This window comes from Actinopolyspora biskrensis, from assembly GCF_013408175.1.
GTDB lineage: Bacteria > Actinomycetota > Actinomycetes > Mycobacteriales > Pseudonocardiaceae > Actinopolyspora > Actinopolyspora biskrensis.
Genome location: NZ_JACBYW010000001.1, coordinates 895793 through 910164 on the forward strand (window position 1 = coordinate 895793; position 14372 = coordinate 910164).

Here is a 14372-nt window from a genome sequence, read left to right on the forward strand (position 1 = left end):
TATGCACGTGACTGCTTTCCCGGGAAGTAAACCTCTGCGCGATCCGCTCATGGTCACGATTTCCGACGTCGGCACCGCGGGGAGAACTCGTATGACTCGTTTTGGCGTTCTCGGCCCGATCCGGATCGATTCGTGCGACTCCGGCGCCGAAGTGAGGGGGTCCGGCGTCGAACCTTGCTGGCGATGCTGTTGGTCAATGCGGGAAGGGTGCTCCCCTTCCACGAGCTCTACGCGGAGATCTGGCCGGACGGGCTGCCTGCCGATCCGGCCAACGCGCTGCAAGTCCACCTGGTGCGATTGCGTCGACAGCTGGAGTCCGGTGAGCCTGGCCGTGAGCTGCGGATCACCACCGCCGGACCTGGCCTGTCGCTGTCCCTGGAGCCTGGCGAACTGGACCTCGAGGTGTTCTCCACCTGCTGGCAGCAGGCCCGGCACCTCGTTCGGAGCGAGCCGCGGACGGCCGCGGAGAAGCTCCGCGAAGCGCGCGCATTGGAATGGGCCCGCGCTGGTCGACGTGCGCGACCACAGCCTGCGGCTCAGGGTCCGTGGCCGAGCAGGCCGAAGAGGACCGTCTCGCGGTGATCGAGCAGCTCGTCGACCTCGACATCACGCTTGGCCGTCACGACCGGATCATCGGTGAGCTCAGGGCACTCACCGCCGAATTCCCGCTGCGTGAACGTCTCTGCACTCAACTGATCACTGCTCTCGGCAGGTCGGGGCGGCGCGCCGAAGCGGTTCGTGTCTTCCGCTCCTCCTGGGAGCACGTGGTCTCCGAGGCCGGTATCGAGCCGTCCCGCGATCTCGACGACGCGTTCCACGGCGCGCTCGCCGACGATCCGCGAGTGATTCCTCAGTGGCCTCCGTACAGTAGTGAGTAGCCGTTGCGGGCAGGGGCTGTGACGTTGGTGGCGATGATGGGCTGGATGCGCTCGGACCTGTCTGCACGAGCAGGGAGTCCTGAGCCACTGAGGTTTTGTTGGTTAGCACCTCTGGTGGTCCGAGGCGGTCCGCGGCGCGTGGGAGAAACGTGTCGACTGCCGAGAGATCGGTGATGTCGATGCTTTCGCGGTAAAAGCGGTCGGCGAAGGTCTCGTGCAGTTCGGCTGGACCGGAGGCGGAGCTTCGGGAGAGCGCGGCTACACGGTGACCGCGCGAAAGCGGTCGTTCCGCGGTAGGAGTGTTCGGCCGGGCGAGGGGAAATGCCGCCCTGCCAGCGTGCAACGCGAACGCCGCTCCGGCTTCGGTGGGAAGCGGAGATCCGATTCGCTCTGGTTTTCGGGAAGCACGCTCGTCGATTCGTCGAGCAGGAGCTTAACCCCGGATGCCGCTCTGCGTGCCGCGGAGTTCGCGCAGCAGCGCGGCGACGTGCAGGGACACCCGGGACTCCGCGTCGGCCAGGTCCACGTCGAGCACGGACTCGATCGTGGCGAGCCGGTTGTACAGCGCCGGTCGGCTGAGGTGGGAGCGTCTGGCCAGTTCCGTCTTGTTGCCGCCGTGACGCAGGAACTCGCCGAGCAGTTCGGCGAGCTCGGTGCGGTGCTTCGCGTCGTGGGCCAGCAGTGGACCGAGTTCCGCCTCGGCGAACGCCACCAGCCGGGGGTCGTCGCGGAGCAGCGAGAGCACGCCGCGCAGCCGCACGTCGGCGCTGCGGTGGAAGGAGCGGCTCCCCGGGCCGCGCGGCTGTTGCACGGCCGCGACTTCCGCGGCGTGCCCGGATTCGTCGATCAGCGGTCCGATGCCCGCGAGCGTGCTCGCGCGGCGTCCGACTCCGATCACCCAGGTTGTTCCGTCACCCTCGGCGGCGATCCGTTCGTGCACCGCCGGGGCGAGTCGCTCCAGGAGCTGGTGCTCGTTCTCGGAGGTCGGGCCGAGCACGGCTGTGACGGTGCCCGGCCGGGTGGAGGCGACCAGCCCAGGTCGGCCCGTGTCGCGCAGCTGGGCGGCGACGATGTCGCGCACCCGGGCGCTCGGGTCGCTGCCCGGCTCGGTCCCGGTCGCGGGGCGGGTCCCGTCGGGCTGGTCGCGGGTGGGGACCAGCGTGAGCGGGAGGTAGGGGCCGGTGGCGGTGAGCCCGGCGGCGGAGGCGCGGGTGCGCAGATCGGGCCCGTCGATCGCTCGTCCGGTCAGCAGTTCGGCCAGGAGTCCGGCGTGCGTGCGGTGCTCCTCCCCGCGCCGTTCGCGTTCGACCAGGCGGGCGACGGTGAGAGCCTGGGCCGCTCGTTCGAGCAGGGTGCGCGCCGCGTCGTCGTCCAGTGTGCCGCCGAGGAGGACGAGCCGGCCCCACGGGGTGCGCCGAGGGCCCACCAGCGAAGCGATCCAGCGTTCGTTGCCGAGGGGCGTGCTGACCCCGTCGCCTGCGGCGCGGGAGCGTCGCTCCCACTGGTCGAGTACCTGGGCGGCCGAGGCGTCGCCGAGTTCGTAGGAGATCACGCGGTGCCCGAGGTCCTCCAGCACGAGCGGTGCGCCGGCCAGGAGTTGCCCCTGGTGCAGGATCTCCTCGGCACCGGTGGTTTCGACGGCGAGCTCCGAGAAGGTCCGGTGCACCCGTTCGGAGAAGCTCAGCCGCTCGACCTGCTCGTCGACGATGCGTGCGTGCACCGCCTCGGTGAGCGCGACGAACCGCAGCGGGCGGTGCAGCACCACGAGCGGGAGCTCCAGTTCACCCGCGGTCCGCACGAGGGCCCGCGGAGGTTGGTCGAACTGGCGTCCGAGCTCGATGACCAGCCCCGCGGCCCCGGCGCGGTCGAGGTTGCGCAGGTAGTCGCGTTGCTCCTCGTCGGTGCGGCCGATGCCGATGCCGGTGGTCAGGATCAGCTCGCCGCCCTTGAGCAGTGCCGATAGGTCTTCCAGTTCGCTGACGTGAACCCAGCGCACGGGGCGGTCGGCGGTGGCGGGCGAGACGAGTTCGGGGACAGCGTCCTGGACGAGGGGCAGGGCCACGATGTCGCTGACGGTCAGTTGCCGCACCATGCCCGTGATTCTACTGACGAGTTGTCAAGAAGGAGTGGAGTTGGCTGACAGGTCGTCAATTGCCGGTGGGGTGCGGTGCGCCCGAGGATGAGGTGAGCACCGTCGACGAGTGAGGAGCCCCATGACTTCCGAGTCCTCCGTCCCGCACACCTTGCCGCACTGGGTGGGCAACGAGCCGTGGGAGGGATCCGCCGCGCGGACCGGCGAAGTCGTCGACCCGGCGACCGGTCGGTGGCGACTGCACGTGCGGCTGGCCGATTCCGCCGATGTGGACGCGGCCGTGGAGGCGGCGCGGGCGGCTTTCCCCGGTTGGCGCGACACCTCCCTGACCCGGCGCACGCAGGTCCTCTTCCGCTTCCGCGAGCTGCTCGCCGAGCGCAAGGGCGAGCTGGCCGAGATCATCACCGCCGAGCACGGCAAGGTGCTCGACGACGCGCTCGGCGAGATCTCCCGCGGGTTGGAGGTGGTGGAGTTCGCCTGCGGGCTGGGGCACCTGCTCAAGGGCGAGATGACCGACAACGCCTCCACCGGGGTGGACGTGCACTCGCTGCGCCAGCCGCTGGGGCCGGTGGCCGTGGTCAGCCCGTTCAACTTCCCGGCCATGGTGCCGATGTGGTTCTTCCCGCTGGCGATCGCGGCGGGCAACACCGTGGTGCTCAAGCCGAGCGAGAAGGATCCGTCCGCGGCGAACTGGTTGGCCGAGCTGTGGGCCGAGGCCGGTCTTCCGCCGGGGGTGTTCAACGTGCTGCACGGCGAGGGGGACGCGGTCGACGGGCTGCTGAGGCACTCCGACATCAAGGCCGTCTCGTTCGTCGGGTCCACGCCGATCGCACGCCACGTCCACGAGACGGCGACCGCGCACGGTAAGCGGGTCCAGGCGCTCGGCGGGGCCAAGAACCACATGCTCGTGCTGCCCGATGCCGATCTCGACCAGGCGGCCGACGCGGCGGTCAACGCCGGGTTCGGTTCCGCGGGGGAGCGGTGCATGGCCGTCAGCGCTCTCGTGGCGATCGACCCGGTCGCCGACGAGCTCGTGGCCAAGGTGCGGGAGAAGGTCGGTGGGCTCCGCGTCGGTGACGGCAGGCGGGGCACCGACATGGGGCCGCTGGTCACCGGCGAGCACCGTGACCGGGTCGCCGACTACGTGCGGTCCGGTGTCGAGGAGGGGGCGGAGCTCGTCGTGGACGGGCGCGAGGTCACCCCGGAGGGCTCCGGCGAGGGGTTCTGGCTCGGGCCCACCCTGTTCGACCACGTCACTCCGGAGATGTCGGTCTACACCGACGAGATCTTCGGTCCGGTGCTGTCGGTGCTGCGGGTGCCCTCCTACGACGAGGCGCTCGAGCTGATCAACGCCAACCCCTACGGCAACGGGGTCGCGCTGTTCACCAACGACGGCCGTACCGCGCGGCACTTCCAGCGCGAGGTGGAGGTCGGCATGGTCGGTATCAACGTGCCGATCCCCGTGCCCGTGGCCTACTACTCCTTCGGCGGTTGGAAGGCCTCGCTGTTCGGTGACACGCACGCCTACGGCACGGAGGGGGTGCACTTCTTCACCCGCGGCAAGGCCGTCACCACGCGCTGGCCCGAGCCCGAGCAGCAGCGGGTCGATCTCGGTTTCCCGCAGAACACGTGATTGAGGTTTGTCGTCCCGTTTTGCGTGGTGGTGCTGGTGGCGGAACCTCAGTCGGCGCCCGGCTGCGGGTGCCCCGACATCGGGTAGCGACCTACACAACGTCGGGGCTGTCCTCGCCGGGCACTCGACTGAGAACCCGCGGCGGTGCCGACTGCGTGGACGGGTGTTTCGGCGCTGTCCGCGCCGAAAGAAGCCTGGCTCTCACCGCAAATCCGCGCGGGAAAAGCCCCGTGAGCCGAGGTTCCCCAGTGAACCCGTCAAGCGGACCAGTTCGCGCACTCTCTTTTGGAAGGTTTCCCCATGTCACTTGCCTCGTCTTCGTCCGCCGGGACCTACGAGCTCGACAGGGCCCACGTGCTGCACTCGTGGTCGGCCCAGGCCGATGTGGACCCGATGGTCGTCGAGCGCGCGGAGGGCGTCCACGTCTGGGACGCCGACGGGCGCTGCTACCTCGACTTCACCAGTCAGCTGGTCAACACCAACATCGGCCACCAGCACCCGGCCGTCGTCCAGGCCGTCCGCGAGCAGGCCGAGCAGCTGTGCACGATCTCGCCTGCCTGCGCCACGGAGCCGCGCAGCCGGGCCGCGCGGTTGATCGCCGAGCGCACCCCGGAGGGGTTGGACAAGATCTTCTTCACCAACGGGGGAGCGGAAGCCGTCGAGAACGCCGTCCGGATGGCGCGGTCGCACACCGGGCGGCACAAGGTGCTCTCGCGGTACCGCTCGTACCACGGTGCGACCACGACGGCGATCAACCTCACCGGCGATCCCCGGCGTTGGCCCAACGAGCAGTCGGGAGCGGGCACGGTCCACTTCTTCGGACCTCATCCCTACCGCTCGCCGTTCCACTCCCGTGACGAGAGCGAGGAGTGCCGGAGGGCGCTCGAGCACCTCGAGCAGGTGATCGAGCTGGAGGGGCCGGAGACCGTCGCCGCGCTCGTGCTCGAGACGGTTCCCGGCACGGCGGGCATCATGCCTCCGCCGCCCGGTTACCTGCGGGGTGTGCGCGAGTTGTGCGACCGCTACGGCATCGTCTACATCGCCGACGAGGTCATGGCCGGTTTCGGACGCACCGGCGCGTGGTTCGCCGTGGAGCACTACGGCGTGACCCCGGACCTGATCGCCTTCGCCAAGGGGGTCAACTCCGGCTACGTCCCGCTGGGCGGGGTGGCCGTCAACGAGGCGATCGCGTCCACGTTCGACCACCGCGCCTATCCCGGTGGGCTCACCTACTCCGGGCACCCGCTCGCCTGCGCCGCGGCGGTGGCCACCATCACGGCGATGGACGAGGAGGGCATCGTGGACAACGCCGCGACCGTCGGCGCGGAGGTGCTCGGTCCGGGGTTGCGGGAGCTCGCCGAGCGGCACCCGAGCATCGGGGACGTGCGTGGTCTCGGGGTGTTCTGGGCGCTGGAGCTGGTCACCGATCGTGCGACGAAGGAGCCCGCGGCGCCGTACGGCGGGTCCGGTCCGGTGATGAAGCGGCTCGTGGCGGAGTGCGCCGAGGCCGGGTTGCTGATCCCCACCACGTACCACCGTGTTCACGTCGTGCCGCCCTGCACGATCACCGCCCAGCAGGCCCGCGAGGGGTTGGCCGTTCTCGACGGGGCCCTCGACACGGTCGATCGGACCCTGGCCGAACAGCACGGCTAATTAAATACCGAGTCCAACTTCCGGGCCCACTTCAACGGGGGCGGGGCGTGGTGCTTCGCGTCTGTCCTGCGGGTGTGGAAAACCCCCAGTTTTACCTAAAACTGGGACAACAGCGGGCAGCCGGACCCCTCACTCGCCCGTGCCCGTCGCGGTGCGTGTGCGCCGGTTCGGCCCGCGCAGGGTGCGGACCAACCGCTCCAGCATGAGGTGGATCAGGAAGGACGCACCGAGCACGGGCAGGGCCATCACGAGCACGCCGAATCCGAGCAGCAGCGGCAGGGGAGCGGTGCGCAGCAACGGCCCCATTCGGGGCGGCACGCCGAGTCCTCCGGAGGGGCGGCGCAGCCACCAGGTGCGGTATCCGGCGAGCACGAGCACGATCAGCGCGGCGGCCAGGACGGTCAGCCCGATTCGGTTGACCGCGCCGAACAGCTGGGCCTGGTGGAAGTCGATCCCCAGCGTGGTGGCCTTGGCCGGCAGCGGGTAGTCGTCCCAGTCCACCCGGTCGGTGACCTCACCGCTGCCGGGGTCGACGGCCAGGCTGGTGGCGGTGACGGGCCACCGGTTGTCGTCGACGCCTGCTGTCCACGCCCGGCCGGGTTGTTTCGGGGGTTCGAGCTCGATCACCCCGTGCAGTCCGGCCTCTTCGGCCGTGGTCGCGACCCGGTCGATGCCGGTGAGCGGATCGGGTGTGCCCGGATGCGGACCGGTCCGCTCGGCCGGGTCTCCTCCGGCCGCCGGTGTGGCCGCCAGCTGTGTGGACACCGCGGGAGCGTCCGACCGGAACCGGGACTTGGCGAGATCGACCCACGAACCGGCGTACTCGGTCCAGGTCAGCCCGGTGACGACCAGCAGGGCCAGTCCGGCGGAGGCCACCGCTCCCAGCGTGCCGTGGAGCGAGCGCCAGCGGGTCCGTCCGGGGCGGCGGAACCGGAAGGCACGCCGCAGGGCCCTTCGGCTGCGCGGCCACCACAGGTACAGCCCGGTCAGCAGCGACACCAGCACCCAGCTGGCCGCGAGCTCGGTGAGCGGTGTGGCCACCGTTCCCAACCGCCAGCTGGAGTGCAGGTTGCGCAACCACTCGTCGGGACGGTTGGCCTCGACGATCGACCCGGTCACCCTCGCCGAGGCCGGGTCGACGTAGACGGTCGTGACCCCGCGGGGTTGGTCGAACCTGTCCGGCTCGGTTTCCGGTGGGGTCAGTGTCACTCCGGTGGTCTGCTCCCCGCCCGGGGCTCGCGGGGCAGCCGGGGTGACCGTCGAGACGGTCCAGTCGGGGTGGGTGGCGGTCGCGGCGGCCACCTGCTGGCTCAACGGCCGGGCCGGGCCGTCGGCGACCGCGGTGAGCGCCTTGCCGTGCAGGGCCTGCTCGATCTGCGGGTTCCAGGCGAACAGGATTCCGGTGATCGCCAGCGACAGCACGATCGGTGCGGCCAGCACACCGCCGAGGAAGTGCAGCCGCCACAGCAGTGGCCGCAGCGCCGCTCGCCCCGCGCCCCTCGGCCGTCCCCTCCGAAGTCCGGAGGCCGGGTCCGTGCCTGCTTCCTCCGCGGCGACTCCGCCGCCGTGCTCGCCTGCCATCGCCCGTCTCCCGCCTGCTGCGGCTCGCCGTGCTGCTCGTTGCTGAGCGAGTCGCTCGCGGGCACGGCCCGGTTCCCGGGGGGAAGGATCTTGTGCTGCGGATCACCGGCTCGTAGCCCTCGTTCGAACATTGGTGGTGTCCGTGCGTTGATGTGGAGCGCGGGACGGGCGGTCGCTCGAATCCGCGGGGTGGAGCGCGACAAGTCGTGTGAGCGGCGATGTCGGGAGAGGCCGGTTGTCGTGGTGCTCACAACTCCTCCTGGGCCTCCGCTGTGGCGTTTTGTACGTGTTCTCGGACGGTGTGGGCGAAACGCCGGGCGTGTTCCCTGGTGTAGTGACGGCGTCGGTGGAGCACGTCCAAGCCGATCGTTCCGTCGGGGGCGTTGCCGATGCCGACTGCTGGGCAGGTCGTGGGGGGTTCCACGGGAAAGCTTGGTTCGGCGGTCGAGAGTTCGTCGGGGAGGGGCAGAGAGCGGCAGCGGCCGAGGAGGCTGCTGATGAGCAGTGTGGGGCGGTGCTGTTGGTGGCGTTTCCACAGGTCGCTGAAGCCGGCGAGTTCGTAGCGGAACTCGTTGTTGGCGATGGTGGCGGAGACGCTGTCCCAGAGGCTTTTTCCGAGTTCCGCGGGGGTGTCACGGATGGTCGCGTGTACTTGGGGATAGGTGGTGGCGATTGCGGCGCACATGTGGTCGTCGGGGGTGGGTGGTTCGGTGAAGGGGCGCAGATCGATGGGCAGCGGGTAGGTCACCGGAAGCGGCCGGTGGTGGGGAGTGATGTGGTGGCGCGCTGCTGCGGCGAGGGCACCGAAAAGAAGGGCGTTGGTACCGAGCCCGTGTTTTCGTGCGGTGTTGGTGAGCGTCGCCGCTTCGTTCGGAGGGATGGTCAGATGATGGTGGTGCAGTCCGTTTTCGGCAGTGTCGGTGTCGGGTGGGATTTCTGTGCCGGGTTGGGGAGAACTGGTGCGGCTGATGTAGTCGGAAAGGTGCTTCTCGGTGATGTTGGTGGTGAATCGGGGTTCTATCGGGTCCGGCAGTACGTGGTCGGGTTCTGGTGGTGTCCAGGTTTCTCCTGTGACCAGGTGTGTGTAGATGTTCCACAGGAGACGGTGCAGGGCGAGGACACTGGCGCCGTCACTGACCGCATGGTGCACCGCTAGGTACAGCGTGTGCTGGGTGGGGCCGTGCGGTTGTAGTGTGGGACGAAAGAGTGGCTCTTCGTCGGTGAAGAGCCGTGTTGCTTGATCGGTGTCGAGGTTGACGTCGAGTGCTGGGGCGGGGCGGTTCGTGGCCCGCAGCATCGGCCCGCGCGGGGGGTGGCTGATGTGAGCTGTCAGTACCGGATGGTGTCGAGGTAGTAGGCGGACAGCCGTGTCCAGCAGGTCTCGATCGAGGGGCCCGTTCACGTGGTAGGACACGACGGTGGGGGTGCCGTATCGGGCGTGAGTCTCCTCGGTCCCGGCTAGGGGGCGCTCGGCGGTATCGGCCATGGGGTCTCCACAGAGCTCACCTTTGGTGTTTTTGAGGGGTGGAGGCTGTCAACTCGTGTGTGATCCGACAACCACTTTTCGTGTACTACACCGGTGATGAGCCCTCGTGCTCACCCGATGTGCGGTTGCCTCGCGCACTGAGCGGTCCGTGCCGGTCAGACCCGGGTGCACCGACCGTGTTACTGCGGAGTAGCTATGTCCGCTCGTTGCGCACGACACTCACGACCAGCATCCCCGGGAACAGCGAGTTGACCTGAGCGGGCCGCGAGCACAGTGACGTCACGAGCGGACCGAGGTCGCGTTCCAGTACTCGGTGAAACGTCCGTCGTGGACACGCAGGATGTCGTTGCCGACGAAGGTCGTCGCACCGTTCGCGGCGTGCCCGTGTCCGATCCAGCGGCCCGCGACCAGGTTCCCGTCGACCATCGGCCCGACCTCCAGGGTGAACGTGATCGCGGTGAACATCTCGTGGGTCTGCCCGATCACCGCGGCCAGCTCCTCCGGACCCCTGACGTCGCGGTCGGGCCAGTGGCCCACGAAGTCCGGCGTGACCAGCTCGTGGGCGCTTCCGGGGGAACCGTTCCACAACTCGTCCAGCCAGCGGCGGTAGAGCTCGGACGGTGTCGGCGAGGTCATGTTCCCAGTCCAGCACACGTGGTCACCACGGCACCACGTTCGATCTTGATGACGTGGTGGATCCGAGCCCCGGAACGGTCCGGGGACGGGATTCGTTCAGTTGTTTCCGCCGCGTCGGATCAACTTCGCCGGGCCGCTGGAGAGGTGGTGCAGACCCCATTCCAGCGGGCCGCGTCCGAGCAGGAGACGCCACGCCGTGGTGAGCGCGAGTGTCGCGAGGACGAGCAGCACCAGCGGAACGTAGGGGTGCTGTTCCAGCAGCTGGGTGGGGTGGTCCGGGCCGAGCGCCTTGAGCACGAGGAGGTGGCCGACGTAGGCGGTCAGGGCCAGGGCCCCGACGGAGGCCAGCGGGGTCAGCGCACCGCGGAGCGGTTCGGCGAGCAGGCACAGTCCGATGACGGCGGTGGCGACTCCGGTGGCGCCGATGACCTCGAACGGTGTTCCGCTGTGCGCCCCCGCGGTGAGCAGGTAGATCGGGTCCTCGGTGGGCACGACTCCGTAATTCGACCTCAGCACCATCCTGACCAGTTCGGGGGTGAACTGTTCGTGCAGCGCCAGGATCCGCTCGAAGCCGCCGAACACGTTCAAGGCCAGCCACGAGGTGCCGTAGCCGAGCAGTCCCAGGGCCGCTCCGATGCCCACCAGCCTGCCGCGCACCGCGCGCAGGTCGAGCCTGCCCAGCGCCATCCCGGCCAGCAGGAACGGGATCCAGGTCAGCACCGGGTAGGCGCCGGTGAGCAGGAGGGCCCGGAAGGCGTGGGCGAGCCCGTCGAGGGAGGTGAAGTCGGCGAGGCCGGGGGTGTAGCCGATTATCTTCCTCGGGGGCGTGGTGCTGCGGATCAGGAACGAGGCGATCGGGCCCGCCACGGCGAACACGGCGGCCAGGGTCGCCAGTGCCGTGGTGCGCAGCCGCAGCACCGGGATGGACAGCACGAACAGCACGCCGTAGAAGGCCAGGATGACCATAGCGGGCACGTTCAGGGTGGTCAGCACCAGCCCGATCACGAACAGCACCGCCGCGCGCACCGCGATCCGCGCGGCGGTGGCGGTGCGGTTCCTGCCGGTCACCGGCTGGGAACCACCGCTGAGCAGCGCGAGCGACACGCCGGCCAGCACGGCGAACAACGCGGCGGAACGCCCGGACGCGAGCGTGTACAGCCAGCCGGTGGGGCCCGCGTGCGCGGCGAACATTCCGAGCACGGCGAGGCCGCGGGCGACGTCCAGACCGATCAACCTGCCGGTGTTCGGTGCGGGAGGTGACGGTGCGGACGGGGGTTTCGTCGTGGAGGCGGCGGGTGCTTCGCTCATGCCACGATGCTCCCCCGGCGGCCGCGGGCGGGGATCGACCGAAAGATCATTCCCGCCTACGACTTTGTGGCAACGTCCGGCCGATTCGGTGTGGTGGCCCCGGGGAGGGGTACTTTTCCGTGTCGCGTCGTGCTCGCGGTTCGGAAGTTGCCCGGGGGCGGGGAGCGATCGGCCGTGCCTCCTGCCACGACGCGCGTGCGCGGGTCAGATCAGTCCGGCGTCGTGGGTGGTGATGGCGACCTGGGTGCGGTTGGCGGCGTCGAGTTTGGTCATGATCCGGCCGAGGTGGACCTTGACGGTGGACTGGCTCATGTAGAGCTTGCTCGCGATCTCGGCGTTGTTCAACCCCTGGGCCACGGCCACGGCGACCTCGCGTTCGCGGGCGGTGAGTTCCGCGGTCCGGGCTTGGGCCGCGTGGGCGTTGGAGTTGCCCGCGAAGGTGGACAGCAGTTTCGTGGTGATCCGGGGGGACAGCATCGCCTCGCCGCCCGCCACGACGTGGACGGCGCTGGCGAGCTCGCGCGGTGGTGTGTCCTTGAGCAGGAAACCGGCCGCGCCGTCGCGCAGGGCCGCGTGGACGTACTCGTCGAGGTCGAACGTGGTCAGCAGGGCCACGGCCGGGGCGTCGGGCAGGGCGGTGAGGCGGCGGGTGACTTCCAGGCCGCCGACGACGGGCATCTGGATGTCGGTCAGCACCACGTCCGGGCGGTGCTTGGTCACGAGTTCCGTGGCGTTGGCTCCGTCGCCGTCCTCGGCTACGACCTCGATGTCGGGATCGGCGTCCAGGATCATCCTGATGCCCCCGCGCACGAGGTCCTCGTCCTCGAGCAGGATCACCTTGACACTCAAGCCGCTGCCACCTCGTCCGTGTGAAGGGGGAAGACCGCCCGTACACGGTACCCGCCGTCCTCGGTCGGGCCGGTGTGCAGTGTGCCACCGGCCAGGGTGACGCGTTCGCGCATGCCGAGCAGCCCGTAGCCGGATCCGGGGACGGTGTCGGTGCCGGTGCCGCTGTTGCCTCTGCCTCGGTTGAACACGGTCACCACGAGCTGCTCGTCGGCGGTGGTGATCTCGACGTGCACCTCGGCGTGCGGGGCGTGCTTGGCCGCGTTGGTCAGCGCTTCCTGCACCACGCGGTAGGCGGCCCGGCCCACCTCACCGGAGGTTCCCGGCAGCGCTTCGGGCATGTCCAGGTGGATGTTGGCGCCTGTTTCCACGTTCTCGCGGACCAGCGGGGCGATGCTGCCCACGGTGGGGTCGGTGCCCAGTTCCGCGCTCGACCGCTCCGTGGTCTCGGAGGTGTCGTCGCGCAGCACCCGCAGCATGCTGCGCAGCTCGTTCAGCGCCGTGACGCTGGTGCTGCGGATGGTTTCGGCCAGCTCGCCGGTGCGCTCGTCCGGTGCGGCCACCGTGAGCCCGCCCGCCTGCACCGAGATCACGCTGACCCGGTGGGCGACCACGTCGTGCATCTCGCGGGCGATGCGCCGCCGCTCGGCGGTCACGGCCCGCTCGGCGAGCAGGTCCCGCTCGCGTTCGGCCTGCTCGGCGCGTTCCCGCAGGGTGACCAGCAGCTGTTTGCGCTGGTAGACCCACAGCCCCAGCAGCGCGGCCACGCCCACTGCCAGCAGCGGTATCGCCAGCAGGTACGGAGTCCCGATCGGGTAGGCACCGATGTACTGCCCGATTGCGACGACGCCGACGGCGATCCAGGACTGCGTGCCCGGCCCGCGCCACCGGACCATCGTGTAGAGCGCCACCAGCGGGGCGAAGCTCTCCGTACCGAGCACGTACAGAGCGACGGATCCGATCAGCGGCGCCCACGGGAATCGGCGGCGCACGACGAAGGCCAGGACCGTCGCCGCGGCGAGGACCACGACCGGCACGGTGGCAGGCGCGAGGGTGTTGCGGATCGATCCGGCCACGAGGGCGGCCACCGCGATGTCGAACAGCAGCGAGCGGAACTTGCCGCCCCACCAGCGCAACCACACTCGCCGCTTCTGGAGCAAACGCACCCGCCCACGATAATTCTCGCCGAGGTCGGTCCCGCGCATCGGGCTCACGTGCCCCGGAGGGCGGCGCCACGGCGGTGCCGAGCGGTGATCAGCTGTTCCCGTCCGGTCACGACGGGGCCGTGGGCCGGCGCCGCCATCTCGGACAGCGGGGGCGAGGAAGCCGGGGACTTCGTGGGGCGGCCGATGTTGACAATTTAATGGAAACGAATATCGTTTTCAATATGTTCGAACGCGTGAACGACACAGCACAGGGGCGGGCTCTGCTCGACGCGCTTCCGGAATCGCTGCCCGCCGAACGGATCGTCTCGCTGAACCAGTCCGGGACCGACCTGCACAGCCATCGCGAGTACGAGTGGAACGGGCTGCGCTTCGATGCGCCGCCGGGCGTTTTCCTGCCCGGGCACACCAGCCGGATGATCTACGACCGGCTGCTCGACGGCAGGATCGAGGTGCGCGACCGCAGCTATGTGGCGATGGGAGTCGGGCTCGGTGTCGAGGCCGTCGCGGCCGGACTGGTCGGCGCGCGGGAGATTCACGCCGTCGACGTGCATTCCGACAGCGTGGCCGCCGCCGCTCGCCACTTCGAGCGGCACGTCGGTGCCGCGGCGCGATCGGCCTTGGTGCCCGTGGTGGCCGACGTCTTCGAGGGGTTTCCCGAAGGGGCCCGGGGCGATGTCATCACGTTCAATCCGCCGGCGGTGCGCCAGCCCATCAGTGACGACCCCGACGTCGTGCGCAACGTGTGCGAAGGCACGCCGCTACTGGGGAGGTTCTTCGCCCAACTCGCCGAGCGCGAGATCCTGGCTCCCGGAGGCGAGGTCTTCGTCGTCGCCTCCACCACCGCCGACCTGCGCGGCATCGTCGGTCACGCCCTCGAACACGGATTCGTCCCGGAGATCCGGGATCTGCACGACTGGCAGGACGGGGTGGTGACCCATCTCTTCCGGTTCGTTCGGGAAGCCACTTCGTGAGCGCGGCGGGCACGGCTTCCGGTGCCGTGGTTCCTCGTTCCCGCTTTCCCGGTGACCCACGGGCGCGGTGGTTCTCCCGGCCACCCGCCCGGGAAGGACGTGCTCCCGGAGGACGAGCGGAT

General features: G+C 69.7%; 12 protein-coding genes. 5 read left to right on the plus strand and 7 right to left on the minus strand.

The genetic code is table 11. The features are described from left to right. Positions 1–132 precede the first annotated feature (132 nt). Both FHR84_RS03855 and FHR84_RS03860 read left to right on the plus strand, forming a co-directional pair. Positions 133–582: an AfsR/SARP family transcriptional regulator gene (locus tag FHR84_RS03855; RefSeq protein ID WP_425489842.1), complete on the plus strand. Its 450-nt coding sequence runs from the start codon at positions 133–135 to the stop codon at positions 580–582. Next, positions 579–878, plus strand: coding sequence for a BTAD domain-containing putative transcriptional regulator (locus FHR84_RS03860; RefSeq protein WP_179534010.1), 300 nt, complete (start codon positions 579–581; stop codon positions 876–878). Before FHR84_RS03855 ends, FHR84_RS03860 begins: the two co-directional genes overlap by 4 nt. Positions 879–1311: 433 nt before the next feature. On the opposite strand, the gene FHR84_RS03865 is transcribed toward FHR84_RS03860, so the two are convergent. Continuing rightward, the gene (locus FHR84_RS03865) at positions 1312–2970 is read right to left on the minus strand and encodes a PucR family transcriptional regulator (protein ID WP_179534011.1); all 1659 of its coding nucleotides are present in this window, start codon (positions 2968–2970) and stop codon (positions 1312–1314) included. 121 nt (positions 2971–3091) lie between these two features. On the opposite strand from FHR84_RS03865, the gene FHR84_RS03870 reads away from it, so the two are divergent. Both FHR84_RS03870 and FHR84_RS03875 read left to right on the plus strand, forming a co-directional pair. Beyond that, positions 3092–4603 carry a CoA-acylating methylmalonate-semialdehyde dehydrogenase gene (locus FHR84_RS03870; protein ID WP_179534012.1) on the plus strand — a complete coding sequence of 504 codons (1512 nt, stop codon included), beginning with the start codon at positions 3092–3094 and terminating at the stop codon, positions 4601–4603. A gap of 300 nt (positions 4604–4903) precedes the next feature. Then, the gene (locus tag FHR84_RS03875) at positions 4904–6256 is read left to right on the plus strand and encodes an aspartate aminotransferase family protein (protein ID WP_179534013.1); all 1353 of its coding nucleotides are present in this window, start codon (positions 4904–4906) and stop codon (positions 6254–6256) included. 129 nt (positions 6257–6385) lie between these two features. Here the strand turns inward: FHR84_RS03875 and FHR84_RS03880 are convergent, their stop codons facing one another. From FHR84_RS03880 to FHR84_RS03905, 6 genes are all read right to left on the minus strand, one after another. After that, complete coding sequence (locus FHR84_RS03880; protein ID WP_179534014.1) at positions 6386–7837, minus strand: PepSY-associated TM helix domain-containing protein; 1452 nt, start codon at positions 7835–7837, stop codon at positions 6386–6388. A 247-nt stretch (positions 7838–8084) separates the two neighbouring features. Next, positions 8085–9323: a phthiocerol/phthiodiolone dimycocerosyl transferase family protein gene (locus FHR84_RS03885; RefSeq protein WP_179534015.1), complete on the minus strand. Its 1239-nt coding sequence runs from the start codon at positions 9321–9323 to the stop codon at positions 8085–8087. Positions 9324–9602: 279 nt separating this feature from the next. Beyond that, positions 9603–9959, minus strand: a complete 357-nt coding sequence (locus FHR84_RS03890) for an ester cyclase (protein ID WP_179534016.1) — start codon at positions 9957–9959, stop codon at positions 9603–9605. Between the two features lie 96 nt (positions 9960–10055). Continuing rightward, positions 10056–11267, minus strand: a complete 1212-nt coding sequence (locus tag FHR84_RS03895) for a DUF418 domain-containing protein (RefSeq protein WP_179534017.1) — start codon at positions 11265–11267, stop codon at positions 10056–10058. Between the two features lie 204 nt (positions 11268–11471). After that, positions 11472–12116, minus strand: a complete 645-nt coding sequence (locus tag FHR84_RS03900) for a response regulator (protein ID WP_179534018.1) — start codon at positions 12114–12116, stop codon at positions 11472–11474. Further along, a complete protein-coding gene (locus FHR84_RS03905) occupies positions 12113–13279 on the minus strand; it encodes a histidine kinase (protein ID WP_179534019.1) in 1167 nt (388 codons plus the stop codon). Before FHR84_RS03905 ends, FHR84_RS03900 begins: the two co-directional genes overlap by 4 nt. 221 nt (positions 13280–13500) lie before the next feature. On the opposite strand from FHR84_RS03905, the gene FHR84_RS03910 reads away from it, so the two are divergent. Further along, positions 13501–14250: a class I SAM-dependent methyltransferase gene (locus FHR84_RS03910; protein WP_179534020.1), complete on the plus strand. Its 750-nt coding sequence runs from the start codon at positions 13501–13503 to the stop codon at positions 14248–14250. Positions 14251–14372: the final 122 nt, after the last annotated feature.

Coding starts and splice junctions, on each gene's coding strand:
- FHR84_RS03895 (WP_179534017.1), bottom strand. CDS start 11,267: ATGAGCGAAGCACCCGCCGCCTCCACGACGAAACCCCCGTCCGCACCG.
- FHR84_RS03885 (WP_179534015.1), bottom strand. CDS start 9,323: ATGGCCGATACCGCCGAGCGCCCCCTAGCCGGGACCGAGGAGACTCAC.
- FHR84_RS03890 (WP_179534016.1), bottom strand. CDS start 9,959: ATGACCTCGCCGACACCGTCCGAGCTCTACCGCCGCTGGCTGGACGAG.
- FHR84_RS03870 (WP_179534012.1), top strand. CDS start 3,092: ATGACTTCCGAGTCCTCCGTCCCGCACACCTTGCCGCACTGGGTGGGC.
- FHR84_RS03875 (WP_179534013.1), top strand. CDS start 4,904: ATGTCACTTGCCTCGTCTTCGTCCGCCGGGACCTACGAGCTCGACAGG.
- FHR84_RS03865 (WP_179534011.1), bottom strand. CDS start 2,970: ATGGTGCGGCAACTGACCGTCAGCGACATCGTGGCCCTGCCCCTCGTC.
- FHR84_RS03910 (WP_179534020.1), top strand. CDS start 13,501: ATGTTCGAACGCGTGAACGACACAGCACAGGGGCGGGCTCTGCTCGAC.
- FHR84_RS03880 (WP_179534014.1), bottom strand. CDS start 7,837: ATGGCAGGCGAGCACGGCGGCGGAGTCGCCGCGGAGGAAGCAGGCACG.